The sequence below is a fragment of the Aerococcus sp. Group 2 genome (assembly GCF_905125285.1).
Taxonomy (GTDB): Bacteria; Bacillota; Bacilli; order Lactobacillales; family Aerococcaceae; genus Aerococcus; species Aerococcus urinae_E.
In genome coordinates this window covers 59,594-76,350 of the sequence record NZ_CAJHPA010000006.1, presented here as the reverse complement: position 1 = coordinate 76,350, position 16,757 = coordinate 59,594, and the positions used below count along the sequence as shown (strand labels likewise).

Genomic DNA, 16,757 nt, shown 5'->3' with positions numbered 1-16,757 from the left:
AACGTGGCGATTAAAGTTTATAAAGCGACAACTAACGGACGTCGTAATATGACAGGTTCCGATTTTTCCGAAATCACCAAGAAAACACCTGAAAAAAGCTTATTAGCTAAACAATCCAGAAGAGCTGGACGTAACAACCAAGGTCGTATCACTGTTCGTCACCATGGTGGTGGACACAAACAAGCTTACCGTTTAATCGACTTCAAACGTAATAAAGACAACGTTGAAGGCGTGGTTAAGGCTATCGAATACGATCCAAACCGTTCCGCTAACATCGCATTAATCCATTATACTGACGGGGTTAAAACCTACATCATCGCACCTAAAGGCTTACAAGTAGGTACCCGGATCCAATCTGGCGCTGACGCTGATATCAAAGTAGGTAACGCTTTACCACTTAAGAATATCCCAGTTGGTACTGTGATCCACAACATCGAAACCAAACCTGGTAAGGGTGGCCAATTAGTTCGTGCCGCTGGTACCAGTGCTCAAGTTTTAGGTAAAGAAGACAAATATGTCCTTGTAAAATTAAACTCTGGTGAAGTACGGTTTATCTTAGGGACATGCCGGGCTACAGTTGGTTCTGTTGGTAATGAACAACACGAATTGATTAACAGCGGTAAAGCTGGACGTAGTCGCTGGTTAGGTAAACGCCCAACTGTTCGTGGTTCCGTAATGAACCCTAACGATCACCCACACGGTGGTGGTGAAGGTCGTGCACCAATCGGACGTAAGGTTCAAATGACCCCATGGGGGAAACCAGCTCGTGGTATTAAGACTCGTGATAAGAACGCACGTAGCAATAAATTAATTGTACGTCACCGTAGCAAGAAACGTTAAACTAACTAGATCTTGACGAAAGGAGCCAGAGTAAATGAGCCGTAGTATTAAAAAAGGACCTTTTTGTGACGAACACTTAATGAAAAAGGTTCAAGAACAACAAGACAACGATAAAAAACAAGTAATCAAAACATGGTCCCGTCGTTCAACAATCTTTCCTAACTTCATTGGTTTAACGATTGCTGTTCACGATGGACGTAAACATGTTCCAGTTTATATTCAAGAAGACATGGTTGGACACAAATTAGGTGAATTTGTTCCTACCCGTACTTACCATGGTCATGCTGCAGACGACAAGAAGACACGTCGTTAATGCGAGAGGAGGAAAATAAATAATGGCAGAACAAGTTTTATCTGCAAAAGCTACTGCGAAAACAGTTAGAATTCCAGCCCGTAAAGCGCGCTTAGTAATTGACTTAATTCGCAACAAGAGCGTTGGCGAAGCAATCGCTATTCTAAAAAACACCCCTCGTGCAGCTAGTCCTGTGATTGAAAAGGTGTTAATGTCAGCTGTTGCTAACGCAGAACACAATTCAGACTTAGATGTAACTAAATTATATGTCAGTGAAGCCTATGTGAACGAAGGACCAACCATGAAACGGTTCCGTCCACGTGCTAAAGGCGCAGCTTCACGTATCAATAAACGCACCAGCCACATTACCGTTGTGGTAAAAGAAGCAGAGGAGGAGTAATTAGTGGGTCAAAAAATTAATCCAACCGGTTTACGTATCGGGGTCATTAAAGACTGGGATGCACGCTGGTTTGAAGAAAAAGATTATGCCAACACGTTACATGAAGACTTAGCTGTCCGTGATTATATTGAAGACGCGCTAAAAGATGCTTCAATCTCACAAGTTGAAATTGAACGTGCAGCTAACAAGGTAAACATCAATGTGCATACTGCTAAACCAGGTATGGTTATCGGTAAAGGCGGTAGTGAAGTCGAAAAACTCCGTAAAGACCTTAACCAATTAACCGGTAAACGCGTACACATCAACGTTATCGAAGTTAAACAACCTGACTTAAGTGCAGAATTAGTCGGCGAAAACATCGCTCAACAATTAGAAAACCGTATCGCTTTCCGTCGTGCAATGAAACAAGCCATTCAACGCACCATGAAAGCAGGCGCTCAAGGTATCAAAGTCCAAGTATCTGGCCGTTTAAACGGTGCTGATATGGCTCGTACCGAAGCATTAGACGAAGGAACTGTTCCACTACATACCCTACGTGCTGACATTGATTATGCCTGGGTAGAAGCAGACACCACCTATGGTAAAATTGGTGTTAAAGTTTGGATTTGCCGTGGAGAAGTTCTTCCAACAACTAATAATCAAGAGGAGGAATAATCGTGTTAGTACCTAAACGTGTTAAACATAGACGTGAGTTCCGCGGAAAAATGCGTGGAGAAGCTAAAGGCGGTAAAGAAATCGCCTATGGTGAATATGGCTTACAAGCATTAGATTCTAAATGGATCACCAACCGCCAAATCGAAGCAGCCCGTATCGCGATGACACGTTATATGAAACGTGGAGGGAAAGTATGGATTAAAATCTTCCCTCACAAACCATACTCCGCCAAAGCCATTGGTGTTCGTATGGGTTCCGGTAAAGGTGCTCCAGAAGGCTGGGTAGCTCCTGTTAAACGCGGAAAAATTTTATTTGAAATTGCAGGGGTGCCTGAAGAAGTTGCTCGTGAAGCGCTACGTCTTGCTGCCCACAAATTACCAATTCGTTGTAAGATTGTCAAACGTGATGTAGGTGGTGAATCGAATGAATAAATTTTCTGAATTAAAAGATCTTTCCGTGGCTGAATTAAACGCAAAGGAACAAGAATACAAACAAGAGTTATTCAATTTACGATTCCAATTGGCAACCGGTCAATTAGAAAATACTGCGCGTATTAAACAAGTTCGTAAACAAATTGCTCGTATTAAAACAGCATTGCGTCAACAAGAACTCGCGTAAAACGTTAATCAGTAAAGGAGGATATTAAAGAAATGGCAGAAAAACGTAATCACCGTAAAGTTCTACAAGGACGCGTTGTTTCCGACAAAATGGATAAGACGATCGTTGTCCAAGTAGACACATTTAAATTCCATCCAACATACAAAAAACGTATTTCGTATTCCAAGAAATATAAAGTACATGATGAAAAGAATTCAGCAAAAGTAGGCGACACCGTTAAAATTATGGAAACCCGTCCACTATCTAAGGATAAATATTTCCGTCTAGTTGAAATTGTTGAAAAATCAGTTATTATTTAACGCTAACTGGAAGGAGGATACTAGAAGATGATTCAAACAGAAAGTCGCTTGAAAGTTGCTGATAACTCAGGAGCACGTGAAGTCCTATGTGTCAGCGTTTTAGGTGGTTCAGGTCGTAAAACAGCTAACATCGGTGACGTTATTGTATGTACAGTAAAACAAGCTACACCCGGTGGCGTTGTTAAAAAAGGTGATGTGGTAAAAGCTGTTATTGTTCGCTCCAAGAGTGGAACACGTCGTGCTGATGGTTCATACATCAAATTCGATGAAAATGCCTGTGTAATTATTCGTGATGACAAAACACCACGTGGAACTCGTATCTTTGGACCAGTAGCTCGTGAATTACGTGAAAACAACTATATGCGTATTATTTCACTCGCTCCAGAAGTACTTTAATCATATTGAAAGAGAGGTGTCCAAAAGATGCGTATTAAAACAGGTGATAAAGTAGAAATTATTGCTGGTAAAGACAAAGGCGTTCAAGGAACAGTTTTAAAAACTTTCCCTAAGAAAGACCGCGTACTCGTTGAAGGCGCAAACTTAGTGAAGAAACACCAACGTCCATCCCAAGCAAATCCACAAGGCGGCATCATCGAAGAAGAAGCTGCAATTCATGTATCAAATGTCCAAGTAATTGATCCAGAAACCAACGAAAAGACCCGTGTTGCCATTGAAGAACGTGACGGCAAGCGTGTTCGTGTGGCAAAAAAATCTGGCAAAGCCTTAGATTAATCAAGGAAGGAGGAACTAACAGATTATGGCTAATCATTTAAAAGAAAAATACAATAACGAAGTAAAGAACGCTTTAATTGAAAAGTTTAACTATACTTCTCCAATGCAAGTGCCAAAAGTTGACAAGATTGTTTTAAATATGGGTGTCGGCGACGCAGTCTCCAACTCAAAAAATCTTGAAAATGCAGTTGAAGAATTAACCAAGATCTCTGGTCAAAAACCAATTATCACCAAAGCGAAGAAATCAATCGCTGGTTTCCGCTTACGTGAAGGTATGCCTATTGGTACCAAAGTTACCTTACGTGGTGAACGTATGTATGACTTCTTAGACAAGTTAATTAATGTTTCACTTCCTCGTGTTCGTGACTTCCGCGGAATTAGCAAACGTTCCTTTGATGGACGTGGTAACTACACCTTAGGTATTCGTGAACAATTAATCTTCCCAGAAATCGACTTTGATGAAGTTGATAAAGTTCGTGGTTTAGACGTTGTTATCGTAACTACCGCAGAATCTGATGAAGAATCAAGAGAATTATTGGCACAATTAGGAATGCCATTCCAAAAATAGTACAAGGAGGCGAACGGTTTGGCTAAAAAAGCAATGATCGAAAAGAATAAACGTAAACCTAAGTATTCAACACAGGCTTACACACGTTGTGAACGCTGTGGCAGACCCCACTCTGTTTACCGTAAGTTTAAATTATGCCGTATTTGTCTTCGTGAACTTGCCCATAAAGGACAACTTCCAGGGGTCAAGAAGGCTAGTTGGTAATCAAGTAATATAAAGGAGGGTGTACTTAGATGGTCATGACAGATCCAATTGCGGACTTCCTAACTCGTATTCGTAACGCTAACTTAGTGCGTCATGAAACAGTTGAAGTTCCAGCTTCAAAAATGAAAGAAGCAATTGCTAAAATCTTAGAAGAACAAGGCTATATCAAAGGCTATGAAGTCTTAGAAGACGACAAACAAGGGATTATCCGCGTATTCATGAAATACGGTGCCGATAACCAACGTATCATCACAAACTTACGCCGTATTTCTAAACCAGGATTACGTGTTTACGCAAAAAGTGATGAAATTCCTAAAGTGTTGAACGGTTTAGGGATTGCCATTGTCTCAACATCTGAAGGTGTTGTTACTGACAAAGAAGCACGCCAAAAGAACATTGGTGGCGAAATTCTTGCCTACGTATGGTAAGAGAGAAATCATTATAGAAAGAGGTGCAGCCTAGATGAGTCGTATTGGTTATAAACCAGTTGCCGTACCAAGTGACGTAACCGTATCTGTTGACGGTTCTACTGTTACTGTTAAAGGCCCTAAAGGTGAATTAACACGCGAATTCAATCCATTGATTAAAATCGCTCAAAACGAAGAAAATGAATATACTTTTGAACCAGTTAACCAATCAAAAGAAGCCCGTTCTATGCATGGAACGTCTCGTTCATTATTCTATAACATGGTATTAGGGACCCACGAAGGTTTCTCTAAACAATTGGAACTATCCGGGGTTGGTTACCGTGCTCAATTACAAGGTAAAAAACTTGTCTTACAAGTGGGATTATCCCATCCAGTAGAATTTGAAGCACCAGAAGGTATTGACTTTGAAGTTCCAAGCAATACTGAAATCAAGATTAATGGTGTTGACAAAGATAAAGTTGGCGAATTAGCTGCTAAAATCCGTCAAGTACGTAAACCAGAACCTTACAAGGGTAAAGGGATTAAATACGCTGGCGAACACATTATCCGTAAAGAAGGTAAAACTGGTAAGTAATAAGCTTACAGTACTTTACCTAATAAAAATAACAATTAAGAGGTGACAAAATTGATTAGCAAACCAGATAAAAATGCATTACGTCAAAAACGTCATGCACGTATTCGTCGTAATCTTTCTGGAACAGCAGAGTGCCCACGCTTGAGCGTTTACCGCTCAAATAAACACATCTACGCTCAATTAATTGATGACGTAGCGGGTGTTACGCTTGCAAGTGCCTCTGATGCCAATTCAGAATTAAACAAAGGAAGCAAAACTGAAAATGCCCAAGCAGTTGGCCAAGCCATTGCTGAACGCGGTAAAGAAGCAGGAGTTACTGCAGTTGTCTTTGACCGTGGGGGTTACCAATATCACGGCCGTGTCAAAGCTTTAGCAGAAGCCGCTCGTGAAAATGGATTAGAATTCTAAGCAAAGGAGGATACCTAAACATGGCAAAAGATTTCGTTCAAATTGATGACAAAAAGATTGAAGATCGCGTTGTTGCTATTAATCGAGTAACCAAAGTTGTTAAAGGTGGTCGCCGTATGCGCTTTGCAGCCCTAGTGGTTGTTGGTGACGGTGAAGGTCACGTTGGTTTTGGTACTGGTAAAGCTTCTGAAGTGCCAGCAGCAATTAATAAAGCGATTGAAAATGGTAAGAAAAACATGATCGCGGTTCCACTTGCTGGTACAACTATTCCACATGAAGTCATTGGTAAATTCAATGGTGGTCGTGTTATGCTTAAACCTGCTAAAGTCGGTTCTGGGGTTGCCGCTGGTGGTCCAATCCGTGCCGTTGTTGAATTAGCCGGTATTGCTGATATTACTTCAAAATCTCTCGGATCCAATACACCAATTAATATGGTTCAAGCAACTATCCAAGGTCTTGCTGAATTAAAAGACCCTAAAGAAGTTGCTCAATTACGTGGTAAATCCGTACAAGAACTATTAGGTTAGGGGGACAAACCATGTCAGAAGTAAAAATTACTTTAAAGAAAAGTTTAATTGGTCGCAAAGAAGATCAAATTAGAACAGTTAAAGCACTAGGTTTAAAACATGTTGGCTACAGTGTTGTTAAGACACGTGATGAAGCAATTAATGGTATGATTAATAAAGTAGCCCACCTAGTCTCTGTTGAAGACGTAAAATAATTTCTAAAGGAGGTGCAGACTAGATGGCATTACATGAATTACAACCCGCAAAAGGATCTCGTCATTCACGCAAACGTGTAGGTCGTGGATCAGGGTCAGGTTGGGGTAAAACCTCTACCCGTGGTCAAAAAGGACAATTAGCACGTTCCGGTGGACGTACTCGTCTAGGCTTCGAAGGTGGACAAACTCCACTTTACCGTCGTATCCCTAAACGTGGTTTCACCAACATTAACCGTAAGGAATATGCGATTGTTAATATTGAAGACTTAAATGTTTTTGAAGACGGCTCAGAAGTTTCAGCCAATGAATTAGCTGAAGCAGGTTTAATCAAGAAGGAAAAAGCTGGCGTTAAAATTTTAGGACAAGGTAACTTAGAACGTAAGTTAACAGTAAAAGCTGCTAAATTCTCAGCGTCTGCAAAAGAAGCTATTGAAGCCGCTGGGGGAGTTTGCGAGGTGATCTAATGTTTAGCACCTTGAAACAAGCCTTCAAGGACAAAAATATTAGAGGTCGAATCTTCTTTACTCTATGGATGTTGATTGTCTTTAGAATCGGCTCACATATTACCGTTCCCTTTGTTAATGCTGGAGCGGTATCAACTTTAGCAAATTCGGGCCTATTCGGCTTGTTAAATACCTTTGGTGGTGGAGCCTTAGCGAGTTACTCCATCTTCTCCTTAGGTGTTTCACCCTACATTACTGCTTCGATTGTTATCCAGCTCTTGCAGATGGAAATTGTTCCATCATTCACTGAGTGGTCCAAGCAAGGGGAGGTAGGGCGTCGGAAGTTAAATAAATGGACGCGTTACTTTGCAGTAGCGATCGCTTTCTTTCAATCATTAGCCTTGTCTTTAGGGTTTAACTCATTAGCCCAATTCGGCCTAATTCAAAACCCAAGTACGACAACTTACTTATTCATTGCCTTGATTATGACAGCTGGATCCATGTTTGTTACCTGGATTGGGGAGCAAATCACGCAATATGGGGTAGGTAATGGAACTTCATTAATTATTTTTGCAGGGATCGTTTCACGCGTCCCTACAGAAATTGTTGCTTTTGTGAGTTCCAAACTTCTCAAAGCAGAAGGCAACGCCTTGGTTCAAAACGGCTTATTGGCATTGGCCTTTATCCTGATAATGATCCTTATCATTACCTTTGTGGTCTTTATCAACCAGGCTGAACGCCGGATTCCGGTGCGCTATTCTAAACGGGCCAATAGTGCTAACCAACGTGCCCACCTACCATTAAAAATCAATTCAGCTGGTGTTATCCCAGTGATCTTTGCCAGTTCCTTAATCATGGTTCCGCAAACGATCTTGAATTTCTTTAGAGCTTCTCACGGAGAGGCTGAATGGTTTAAACTCGTCTCACGGATCTTTTCATTACAAGATCCTTTAGGGATTGCCCTATATGCGGTGACGATTATTCTGTTCACCTTCTTTTATGCCCATATTCAGATTAATCCAGAACGTGTGGCTGAGAACTTCCAAAAATCAGGGGCCTACATTCCTAGTGTTCGTCCTGGTTTAGCAACTGAACAGTTTATTTCAACGGTTCTCAATCGTTTAAGTTTCTTTGGTGCACTGTTCTTAATGGCCATTGCAACCGCGCCTTTAGTGATATCATATGTCTTAGATATGTCACAAAGAGTCGCTTTAAGTGGGACAAGCTTGTTGATCGTTGTCGGAGTCGCATTAGATACCTATAAGCAAATTGAAGGACGTTTAATTAAACATCGTTATATTGGATTCATTCGTGAATAGGAAATTGGGAGTGCATAGAGATGAAAAGAAATATTATTTTGATGGGCTTACCTGGTGCAGGTAAGGGAACCCAAGCTGAACGCATTGAAGCAGCTTATAAAATTCCTCATATTTCTACTGGTGATATGTTCCGCCAAGCTATGGCTGACGGCACCGAATTAGGGAAAAAAGCCAAGTCCTACATGGATTCTGGTTCTTTAGTCCCTGATGAAGTAACCAACGGCATTGTCAAAGACCGCTTAGCTCAAGTCAAAGATGATGAGGGTTATATGTTAGATGGTTTCCCAAGAACCATTAACCAGGCTGAAGCTTTAGAAGAGATTACGGCAAGTATTGATCAACCCATTGATGCAGTTATTTACATTGATGTTGATCCTGACGTGTTAAAACAACGTTTAACCGGCAGAATCATTTGTCGTTCGTGTGGGGCAACTTATAATGTTAACTCTAACCCACCAAAAGAAGAAAACACCTGTGACCGTTGTGGTAGTCATGACTTCTACCAACGTGAGGATGACAAAGCTGAAGTTGTCGAAAATCGTATCCAGGTAAACCTAAAACAAACCACGCCCCTGGTTGAATTCTATGAAGCTAAGGGCAAGCTTTACAAGGTTCCTGGCGACATTGGCATTGAAAATGTCTTTAACCGCATTTCTGAAGTTATCGAAGATTAGACTTGATAACTATTCTTTGTTGTGGTAAAATATTCGAGTTAGTCGAAAGATACACCTACTGTTTGAAGCTATTACTTGGATAGACTGGGAGGATATATTGTGGCTAAAGAAGATATGATTGAAGTTGAAGGTACTGTTACTGAATCGTTACCAAATGCAATGTTCAAAGTCGAGCTCGAAAACGGCTTTGAAGTTTTAGCGCATATTTCAGGAAAAATGCGTGTTAATTATATCCGTATTTTACCTGGCGACCGTGTAAAGGTAGAAATGTCTCCTTATGACTTAAGTAAAGGACGTATTACCTACCGATTCAAGTAATGGTGGTATAAGGAGGTAAAAGAGTGAAAGTTAGAGCATCAGTAAAACCTATTTGTGAAAAATGCAAGGTAATTCGCCGTAGTGGCCGTGTTATGGTTATTTGTGCGAACCCTAAACATAAACAACGTCAAGGTTAATTAATAGATAGGAGGGACCAGATAAATGGCACGTATTGCAGGAGTAGATATTCCTAGAGATAAACGCGTGGTTATCTCATTAACCTACATTTTCGGTATTGGTAAAGCCACAGCTGAAAAGATTTGTGAAGCTTGTGATGTTTCCGAAGATACTCGTGTTCGTGACCTCACTAACGATGAACTTGACCGCCTACGTAAAGAAGTGGACAAGATCAAAGTTGAAGGTGACTTACGCCGCGATATCAATATGGATATCAAACGTTTACAAGAAATTGGTTCATACCGTGGTATGCGTCACCGTCGTGGCTTACCAGTTCGTGGACAAAACACTAAAAACAATGCACGTACCCGTAAAGGTAAACGTGGCTTAGCGATCGCTAAGAAGAAATAATTAATTTAAAATAAAGGAGGTTAGCATACAGATGGCAAAAGCAAAACGTCAAGGATCACGTAAACGTCGTGTCAAGAAACATGTTGAGTCAGGCGTCGCACATATTCACTCAACATTCAACAATACTATTGTGATGATTACTGATGAACAAGGAAATGCGATTTCTTGGTCTTCTGCAGGGGCTCTTGGCTTTAAAGGTTCCCGTAAATCAACACCATATGCTGCACAATTAGCTTCAGAAACAGCTGCTAAAACAGCAATGGATCATGGGATGAAAACCGTAGAAGTATCGGTAAAAGGTCCTGGCTCTGGTCGTGAATCTGCTATTCGTGCACTTCAAGCTGCAGGATTAGAAGTTACTGCAATTCGTGATGTAACACCTATTCCTCATAATGGTTGTCGTCCTCCAAAACGTCGTCGTGTTTAATGTTTTAAAACGATTGATGCATTTGGACTTACTTAAAGGTGCAAGTTTTCACGTTTTGAAAGGGGTAAACTACTAGATGATCGAAATTGAAAAGCCAAATATCGAAACCATTGAAACCAGCGAAGATAATAAGTTTGGTAAATTCGCTGTCGAACCACTAGAGAGAGGTTATGGGACGACTTTAGGTAATTCCCTTCGTCGTGTACTTTTATCCTCATTACCAGGGACAGCTGTTACATCGATAAAGATTGAAAATGTTTTACATGAATTTTCAACTATTCCAGGAGTACGTGAAGACGTTACCCAAATTGTTCTTAATATTAAGCAACTTGCGCTTAAATTATACGATGTCGATGAAAAGGACATTGAACTTGATATCACTGGACCAGCTGAAGTAACTGCTGCAGATATTACTGCTGATGCGGACTTCGATGTTTTGAATCCAGATCTACATATTTGTTCTTTGGCTGAAGGTGCCAAAATCCATATGCTGATGCATGTTAAGAATGGACGTGGCTTTGTTCGTGCTGAAAACAACAAAACGGACGACATGCCTATTGGTGTCATTCCGGTCGATTCAATCTATACACCAATTAAGAAGGTTAACTACCAAGTAGAAAATACCCGGATTGGTGAAGTCAATGAGTACGATAAATTGACTTTCGATATTTGGACGGATGGAACGATTGCCCCTAAGGAAGCTTTAAGCTTAGCGGCTAAAGTCTTAACGGAACATCTTGCAATCTTTGTTAGCCTAACTGATGAAGCTCAAGAAGCTGAAATCATGGTTGAGAAAGAAGAAACACAAAAAGAAAAAATGCTCGAAATGACCATTGAGGAATTAGACTTATCGGTACGGTCCTATAACTGCTTGAAACGGGCAGGGATTAACACCGTTGAAGAATTAACTCAAAAGACTGAAGCAGAAATGATGAAGGTCCGTAACCTGGGACGTAAATCATTAGACGAAGTCAAAGGCAAACTCGACGCATTAGACTTATCTTTAAAAGATGATGACTAATATCTTTAAGAAGGAGGAATACTAAGAATGAGTTACCGTAAATTAGGTCGTAGTAGCTCCCAACGTAAAGCCTTATTACGTGATTTAACTACTGACTTATTAATCAACGAACGCATTACCACGACTGAAACTCGCGCTAAAGAAATTCGTAAAACTGCTGAAAAAATGATCACTTTAGGTAAAAAAGGCGATCTGGCTTCTCGTCGTCGCGCAGCAAGTTACTTACGTAATGAAGTGAGCGATGTTCGTGTTGAAGACGAAAAAATCGTTATTGAAACCGTTCTTCAAAAGTTATTCAATGACTTAGGTGAACGTTACGCTGACCGTCAAGGTGGTTATACTCGTATTTTAAAAACCGAACCACGTCGCGGCGACAACGCTCCAATGGCGATTATCGAATTAGTATAAAACTTTTGAGTGTTATGATGATGGAAGGAGACCTTTGTCTCTTTTCGAGTCTAGCTCTTTCATCCCTAGGCAGAAGTCTAGGGGTGAAAAAGTTTGTTTTTTATTGAGACATTTTATATGTCTTTTTTTTTTGCGCTTTTTTAGTTTTCGATAGAGAATATTTGTTATAATAATAATGTTAATGAACATTCATAGAGAAGAGGTTTCCCCATGCGCCAAGAACGGCTATATTTACCTCAGCTAGATACCCTGAGGCTCTTTGCCATGCTTGCCATCATTTGTTATCATTTCTTCACCAATTCCTTGCCGGGTGGCTTTTTAGCGGTGGATATATTCTTAATCCTATCGGGTTATTTGGTGACCAGTCAGTTAGAACGCCGCTTAAGGGAGGGCAAGTCCTTCAGACTGGGCTGGCAATTTTTCAGGCGCTTAGGGAAGATGTTTTGGCCCTTGGTCTTTTTTATTATTCTCTTACTAGCGCTCTTACTCCTTTTTCAAGCTGAGCTGTTAACCAATATCCGCCCAGTGGTCTTTTCCAGCTTGGCCTTTGTCAATAACTGGTATCAGATTGCCATCGGGTCTTCCTATTTTGCTGAATTTCTCCACCCCTCGCTTTTGACCCATCTCTGGTACTTGGGAGTCTACCTACAGTCGCTGGTGGTCTTTTATTTCATCTATGGCTTACTGAGACGGCGACTGACCAAACAGCGTTTTACTTATTTTTTGATCGTCTTAGCCTTGATGTCAGTGGCCTGGATGGCTTTTCTCTTTACTCCGGGTCAAGACCCCAGTCGGGCCTACTATGGGACCGATAGCCGCTTATTTTCCTTTTTATTAGGGAGTATCGCTTTCTTGATGGGGGAAGAAATCATAGGCTTCTCAGATCGGCTGCTTAAGACGTCTTGGACGCCAGACTTAATTGCCCTAGTGACTGCTGGTATATTAGCAGTCTTGATGAAGTTCTTGACCGATTCATCCCTGTGGACCTATTATGGGGGCATGTTGGTCTTTGACCTATTGGTAGTCTTATTTGTTTTAGCTATTGTCCAAGACCAGTCCTTTATTGGTAAGGCTCTTCGCTTTAAGCCCTTGGCCTTTATCGGGCGGAAGAATTATTTCGTCTATCTGACCTACTATCCCATCTATATTGTCTTTACTGCCCATGCCAGTCAACAAAACTGGTTTACCATGCAACCCTGGTTACAGGTCTTAGCGATCTTTGTGATTGGTCTACTCCTAGACGCCCTAGTTAACCAGCGCTTAGTGACAATACCGATTTATATACGACCTAAAGGGGAGCCGCTCCGTTTAATTACTGGTTTTCGTCAAGTCCGGGCTAAGGAGACTCCCTGGTACCAAAAAGTCCTCTTTTGGGGCTTTACCCTGGTCCTAGGCTTAGCGCTCTTTGCCCTAGTGACAGCACCCAAGGGAGAAGTGGTGCTCAAGTCCGAGGCTGAAGCGCGGGAGGCCCGAGAAGCTATCGAACAAGCCAACCGGGAAAAGCATACCATTGCTAGTGATAATGACGAAGATATTGAAAAATACCGGCAGTCGCTCAGCCAAGACCAACAGGCCATCGTGAGTGACTTCTCTAATGGGGTCCTCTATCAGGCTAACGGCCTCAGTTTTACCTTCTTAGGAGACTCCTTAACCATCGATGTCTCTAAGGGGATTACGGCTCTCTTCCCACGGTCAAATATCTGTGCCAAGGTGGGACTCCAAGTCTACCAAGCTGGTGAACTGATTGATAGCTTTAGCGCTGATAATGAGATCCAGGATAAAGTGGTGGTAGATTTAGGCGCCAATGGTGGCTTTACTTCCCAACAAATCAACCAATTACTGAAACGCTTTGAAGGTAAGAAGATTTACCTGGTCAATACCCATGTCAACCGGCCTTGGCGCCAACAAGTCAACGAGGCCTTGAAGGCAACCGCTGATAGCAGGAAGGACTGTCAATTAATTGATTGGTCTGGTTACTATGATCAAAATGCCCAAGCCGATTGGCTCAGCCAAGATGGCATCCACTTCTCAAAAGCAGGGGTCAAGGCTTGGACAGACTATGTGGGACGGGCACTAATTGAAGATAATAAGTGATAAATCAGTTGAAATATAGCACTGGTTCCGTTACACTAATAAGAGATTTACAGATATCTTCGGGGCAGGGAGCGTTTCCCGACCGGCGGTAAAAGTCCGCAAGCTATCAAGGGATTGATAGGAATGAACTAGTGTAATTCTAGTACCGACAGTAAAGTCTGATAGGAGAAGAGTGAATACGATAACTATAGCCCCTCCGTTAATTAGAACGGAGGGTTTTATTTTAGAAATGGGGAGACAACTTGGAGTCGATCATCTCTGTCAAAGATGTTAGCTTTCGCTATGATAAGGAAGAAGACAAACAAACCATCAAACAGGTTTCTTTTGATATCTTTGACCAAGAATGGGTAGCCATTATCGGTCATAATGGCTCAGGAAAATCTACCATGGCCAAACTAATTGATGGGTTATTAGAAGCGGAATCCGGCCAGATTACCGTGGCGGGTTTAACACTTAATGAAGCCAATGTCTGGACGATCCGGCAAAATATCGGCCTGGTCTTTCAAAATCCTGACAACCAATTCGTTGGAGCCACGGTTGAAGACGATGTGGCCTTTGGCTTAGAGAATGCTGCGGTACCACACCATGAAATGGTCGAGCGGGTCAATTGGGCCTTAGAAGAGGTCGGCATGTCGGCTTATCGCCAATATGAACCCAGTAACTTATCAGGAGGGCAAAAACAACGGGTAGCCATTGCAGGTATTATTGCTCTCCAGCCCCGGGTGATTATTTTGGATGAAGCCACCTCCATGCTGGATCCAGAAGGGCGCGAAGAAGTGATGGAGGTTATCCGCCGCCTGAAGGAAAAGAGCCAGCTCACCGTCCTATCCATTACCCATGATTTAAGTGAAGCGGCCAGTGCCGACCGGATTTTGGTTTTTCGTCAGGGAGAAATCGTTAATGAGGGCAAACCGGCAGAAATATTTTCTTATGGGGATAAGTTGATCGATATGGGGCTGGGCGTGCCCTTTAGTGTGCAATTAAAAAATGCCCTAGCCCAAGGTGGTTTTTCATTTGAAACAGATTATTATACTGAAGAAGGGTTGGTGGACTGGTTATGCAAATTGAATTCCAAGGCGTAAGTTATGCCTATGGGGCAGGTACTCCCTTTGAAACCTTGTCTTTGCATGATGTGAATTTAACCATTCCCGACCAAAGTTTTACCGCCTTTATTGGCCATACCGGTAGTGGAAAATCAACCGCCATCAAACACCTTAATGGCCTCTTGAAGCCTACCCAAGGTACCGTTCAAATTGGGCCAGACCAGGTGACCAAGAACTCTAAAGGAGAAGTCCTACGCCGTATTCGTAGCCAAGTAGGGATTGTCTTTCAGTTTCCTGAATCGCAACTTTTTGAAGAAACCGTCCTTAAAGATGTCATGTTTGGCCCCTTAAACTACGGAGCTAGTGAGGAAGAAGCTCGTCAAAAAGCCATTGAAGCTCTGGACCTGGTTGGTTTGCCAAGTGAATTATATGACCAATCGCCCTTCGACTTATCGGGTGGACAAATGCGTCGGGTAGCCATTGCTGGGATCCTTGCCATGGAACCCCAAGTCTTAGTCTTGGACGAACCCACGGCTGGCTTGGACCCTAAAGGGCACCGGGACATGATGGCCATGTTCTACCGACTCTATAAGGAACGCCAGTTAACGGTGGTTTTAGTGACCCATCAAATGAATGATGCTGCCCAATATGCCAATCATATTGTTGTGATGAACCGAGGAACGGTGGTCCGTCAAGGGCCCACAGAAGAAATCTTTTCTGATGCTGACTGGCTCAGAGACCATAGCCTGTCACTACCTGATAGTTTAGAATTTAAGGCGGTTTTAGCTGACAAAGCAGGGATTCAACTCCAAGACAATCCGCTAACCGTTGACCAACTTGCGGATAGTATTCTTAACTATTTTGAACTAGGGGAGGTTCAAGATGAAGAATAAATTTATTATGGGACGTTATTTGAACGGGGATTCCCTGGTCCACCGAATGGATCCACGGGCCAAATTGATCATCATGTTCATCTTACTGATCTTTATCTTCTTCGCCAATAATGGCCTGACTTATGGGATCTTAGGACTCTTAGTGGTGGCCTTTGTCTGGCTTACCGGAATTTCTTTGAAAATTTTTCTCAAAGGGTTAAAGCCCATGATCCTATTGATCCTCATTACGGTGGCCTTGCAGTTATTCTTTACCCGGACAGGGGAAGTTTACTGGCAATGGGGCTTTTTAGCTATCACTGATGAAGGCTTATGGAACGCCTTATTTATCTTTTTACGTTTCGTTTACATTATTTTCATTTCTACCATTCTTACCTTAACCACTAAACCCCTGGATATTACCGATGGCTTGGAAAGTTTGATGAAGCCCTTAAAGAATATTCTTCCAGTCCACGAAATTGCCCTAATGCTGTCCATTGCATTACGCTTTGTACCAACCTTATTAGAAGAGACGGACAAGATTATGGATGCTCAATGGGCCCGTGGGGTTGACTTTAGCGAGGGCTCCTTAATGAGCCGGATCAAGGCCATTATTCCCATCTTGGTGCCCCTCTTTGTCTCGGCCTTTGACCGCGCCTACGACTTATCCATTGCTATGGAAGCGCGTGGCTACCAAGGGGGCGAAGGACGGACCAAGTATCGTTTACTCCACTGGCACCAACGCGATACCATGGCTATCGGGCTAGTGGCTTGCGTTTGCCTAGCAATATTAATCTTTAGGTCCTAATGGCCAAGGCAAGTAAAGAATGACAAGAGCGAAAAGCTGGCAGTGATGGCCGGCTTTTCCTATTTAT

Annotated in this window: 29 protein-coding genes and 1 riboswitch; all 29 genes read left to right on the top strand. The window is 42.1% G+C overall.

Annotated elements, in window-relative coordinates; all coding sequences use genetic code 11:
- The first annotated feature begins 3 nt into the window (after nucleotides 1–3).
- Nucleotides 4–840 carry a 50S ribosomal protein L2 gene (gene rplB / locus JFU01_RS08105; protein WP_195854509.1) on the top strand — a complete coding sequence of 279 codons (837 nt, stop codon included), beginning with the start codon at nucleotides 4–6 and terminating at the stop codon, nucleotides 838–840.
- A gap of 34 nt (nucleotides 841–874) precedes the next feature.
- Nucleotides 875–1,153, top strand: a complete 279-nt coding sequence (rpsS, locus tag JFU01_RS08100; RefSeq protein ID WP_013668682.1) for a 30S ribosomal protein S19 — start codon at nucleotides 875–877, stop codon at nucleotides 1,151–1,153.
- A 22-nt stretch (nucleotides 1,154–1,175) separates the two neighbouring features.
- On the top strand, nucleotides 1,176–1,532 hold the full coding sequence (gene rplV, locus JFU01_RS08095; RefSeq protein ID WP_013669907.1) for a 50S ribosomal protein L22: 357 nt from the start codon (nucleotides 1,176–1,178) through the stop codon (nucleotides 1,530–1,532).
- 3 nt (nucleotides 1,533–1,535) lie between these two features.
- Nucleotides 1,536–2,186, top strand: coding sequence for a 30S ribosomal protein S3 (gene rpsC, locus JFU01_RS08090; protein ID WP_013668835.1), 651 nt, complete (start codon nucleotides 1,536–1,538; stop codon nucleotides 2,184–2,186).
- Between the two features lie 2 nt (nucleotides 2,187–2,188).
- Nucleotides 2,189–2,617 carry a 50S ribosomal protein L16 gene (gene rplP, locus JFU01_RS08085; RefSeq protein WP_013669835.1) on the top strand — a complete coding sequence of 143 codons (429 nt, stop codon included), beginning with the start codon at nucleotides 2,189–2,191 and terminating at the stop codon, nucleotides 2,615–2,617.
- A complete protein-coding gene (gene rpmC, locus JFU01_RS08080; protein WP_013670083.1) occupies nucleotides 2,610–2,804 on the top strand; it encodes a 50S ribosomal protein L29 in 195 nt (64 codons plus the stop codon). Before rplP ends, rpmC begins: the two co-directional genes overlap by 8 nt.
- A gap of 32 nt (nucleotides 2,805–2,836) precedes the next feature.
- On the top strand, nucleotides 2,837–3,103 hold the full coding sequence (rpsQ, locus tag JFU01_RS08075) for a 30S ribosomal protein S17 (RefSeq protein WP_013668808.1): 267 nt from the start codon (nucleotides 2,837–2,839) through the stop codon (nucleotides 3,101–3,103).
- Nucleotides 3,104–3,130: 27 nt separating this feature from the next.
- A complete protein-coding gene (gene rplN / locus JFU01_RS08070; protein WP_013669368.1) occupies nucleotides 3,131–3,499 on the top strand; it encodes a 50S ribosomal protein L14 in 369 nt (122 codons plus the stop codon).
- A 27-nt stretch (nucleotides 3,500–3,526) separates the two neighbouring features.
- Complete coding sequence (gene rplX, locus JFU01_RS08065) at nucleotides 3,527–3,835, top strand: 50S ribosomal protein L24 (RefSeq protein WP_195856531.1); 309 nt, start codon at nucleotides 3,527–3,529, stop codon at nucleotides 3,833–3,835.
- 25 nt (nucleotides 3,836–3,860) lie between these two features.
- Nucleotides 3,861–4,403 (top strand): 50S ribosomal protein L5, encoded by a 543-nt coding sequence (gene rplE / locus JFU01_RS08060; protein WP_013669078.1) that lies wholly within the window; start codon nucleotides 3,861–3,863, stop codon nucleotides 4,401–4,403.
- A gap of 18 nt (nucleotides 4,404–4,421) precedes the next feature.
- Entirely contained in the window at nucleotides 4,422–4,607 is a 186-nt protein-coding gene (locus JFU01_RS08055; protein ID WP_041705886.1) for a type Z 30S ribosomal protein S14, read from the top strand.
- Nucleotides 4,608–4,636: 29 nt separating this feature from the next.
- Nucleotides 4,637–5,035, top strand: a complete 399-nt coding sequence (rpsH, locus tag JFU01_RS08050; RefSeq protein WP_060778671.1) for a 30S ribosomal protein S8 — start codon at nucleotides 4,637–4,639, stop codon at nucleotides 5,033–5,035.
- 34 nt (nucleotides 5,036–5,069) lie between these two features.
- Nucleotides 5,070–5,609, top strand: a complete 540-nt coding sequence (rplF, locus tag JFU01_RS08045; protein WP_064292994.1) for a 50S ribosomal protein L6 — start codon at nucleotides 5,070–5,072, stop codon at nucleotides 5,607–5,609.
- Nucleotides 5,610–5,651: 42 nt separating this feature from the next.
- Nucleotides 5,652–6,017: a 50S ribosomal protein L18 gene (gene rplR / locus JFU01_RS08040; protein ID WP_013669422.1), complete on the top strand. Its 366-nt coding sequence runs from the start codon at nucleotides 5,652–5,654 to the stop codon at nucleotides 6,015–6,017.
- A 20-nt stretch (nucleotides 6,018–6,037) separates the two neighbouring features.
- Entirely contained in the window at nucleotides 6,038–6,544 is a 507-nt protein-coding gene (gene rpsE / locus JFU01_RS08035) for a 30S ribosomal protein S5 (RefSeq protein ID WP_013668649.1), read from the top strand.
- An 11-nt stretch (nucleotides 6,545–6,555) separates the two neighbouring features.
- Nucleotides 6,556–6,738, top strand: a complete 183-nt coding sequence (gene rpmD, locus JFU01_RS08030; protein WP_013669956.1) for a 50S ribosomal protein L30 — start codon at nucleotides 6,556–6,558, stop codon at nucleotides 6,736–6,738.
- 23 nt (nucleotides 6,739–6,761) lie between these two features.
- On the top strand, nucleotides 6,762–7,202 hold the full coding sequence (gene rplO / locus JFU01_RS08025) for a 50S ribosomal protein L15 (protein WP_013669395.1): 441 nt from the start codon (nucleotides 6,762–6,764) through the stop codon (nucleotides 7,200–7,202).
- Nucleotides 7,202–8,500, top strand: a complete 1,299-nt coding sequence (gene secY, locus JFU01_RS08020) for a preprotein translocase subunit SecY (RefSeq protein ID WP_060778669.1) — start codon at nucleotides 7,202–7,204, stop codon at nucleotides 8,498–8,500. Before rplO ends, secY begins: the two co-directional genes overlap by 1 nt.
- 20 nt (nucleotides 8,501–8,520) lie before the next feature.
- The gene (locus JFU01_RS08015) at nucleotides 8,521–9,174 is read left to right on the top strand and encodes an adenylate kinase (protein ID WP_070558382.1); all 654 of its coding nucleotides are present in this window, start codon (nucleotides 8,521–8,523) and stop codon (nucleotides 9,172–9,174) included.
- Nucleotides 9,175–9,273: 99 nt separating this feature from the next.
- Entirely contained in the window at nucleotides 9,274–9,492 is a 219-nt protein-coding gene (gene infA / locus JFU01_RS08010; RefSeq protein WP_013669764.1) for a translation initiation factor IF-1, read from the top strand.
- Nucleotides 9,493–9,515: 23 nt separating this feature from the next.
- Nucleotides 9,516–9,629: a 50S ribosomal protein L36 gene (rpmJ, locus tag JFU01_RS08005; protein ID WP_013669541.1), complete on the top strand. Its 114-nt coding sequence runs from the start codon at nucleotides 9,516–9,518 to the stop codon at nucleotides 9,627–9,629.
- A 25-nt stretch (nucleotides 9,630–9,654) separates the two neighbouring features.
- Nucleotides 9,655–10,020, top strand: a complete 366-nt coding sequence (gene rpsM / locus JFU01_RS08000; RefSeq protein ID WP_060778667.1) for a 30S ribosomal protein S13 — start codon at nucleotides 9,655–9,657, stop codon at nucleotides 10,018–10,020.
- A gap of 31 nt (nucleotides 10,021–10,051) precedes the next feature.
- Nucleotides 10,052–10,447 (top strand): 30S ribosomal protein S11, encoded by a 396-nt coding sequence (gene rpsK / locus JFU01_RS07995; protein ID WP_013669034.1) that lies wholly within the window; start codon nucleotides 10,052–10,054, stop codon nucleotides 10,445–10,447.
- A 76-nt stretch (nucleotides 10,448–10,523) separates the two neighbouring features.
- Nucleotides 10,524–11,468 carry a DNA-directed RNA polymerase subunit alpha gene (locus tag JFU01_RS07990; protein ID WP_111852571.1) on the top strand — a complete coding sequence of 315 codons (945 nt, stop codon included), beginning with the start codon at nucleotides 10,524–10,526 and terminating at the stop codon, nucleotides 11,466–11,468.
- Between the two features lie 27 nt (nucleotides 11,469–11,495).
- A complete protein-coding gene (gene rplQ / locus JFU01_RS07985; protein ID WP_013669270.1) occupies nucleotides 11,496–11,876 on the top strand; it encodes a 50S ribosomal protein L17 in 381 nt (126 codons plus the stop codon).
- 210 nt (nucleotides 11,877–12,086) lie between these two features.
- Complete coding sequence (locus JFU01_RS07980) at nucleotides 12,087–13,970, top strand: acyltransferase family protein (RefSeq protein WP_195856530.1); 1,884 nt, start codon at nucleotides 12,087–12,089, stop codon at nucleotides 13,968–13,970.
- A gap of 51 nt (nucleotides 13,971–14,021) precedes the next feature.
- A riboswitch (FMN riboswitch) is annotated at nucleotides 14,022–14,147 on the top strand.
- Between the two features lie 65 nt (nucleotides 14,148–14,212).
- On the top strand, nucleotides 14,213–15,052 hold the full coding sequence (locus tag JFU01_RS07975) for an energy-coupling factor ABC transporter ATP-binding protein (RefSeq protein ID WP_195856529.1): 840 nt from the start codon (nucleotides 14,213–14,215) through the stop codon (nucleotides 15,050–15,052).
- A complete protein-coding gene (locus tag JFU01_RS07970) occupies nucleotides 15,028–15,906 on the top strand; it encodes an energy-coupling factor ABC transporter ATP-binding protein (protein ID WP_195856528.1) in 879 nt (292 codons plus the stop codon). The genes JFU01_RS07975 and JFU01_RS07970 overlap by 25 nt, the downstream gene beginning before the upstream one ends.
- Nucleotides 15,896–16,690 carry an energy-coupling factor transporter transmembrane component T family protein gene (locus tag JFU01_RS07965; RefSeq protein ID WP_013670109.1) on the top strand — a complete coding sequence of 265 codons (795 nt, stop codon included), beginning with the start codon at nucleotides 15,896–15,898 and terminating at the stop codon, nucleotides 16,688–16,690. The genes JFU01_RS07970 and JFU01_RS07965 overlap by 11 nt, the downstream gene beginning before the upstream one ends.
- The last annotated feature ends 67 nt before the right edge of the window (nucleotides 16,691–16,757 follow it).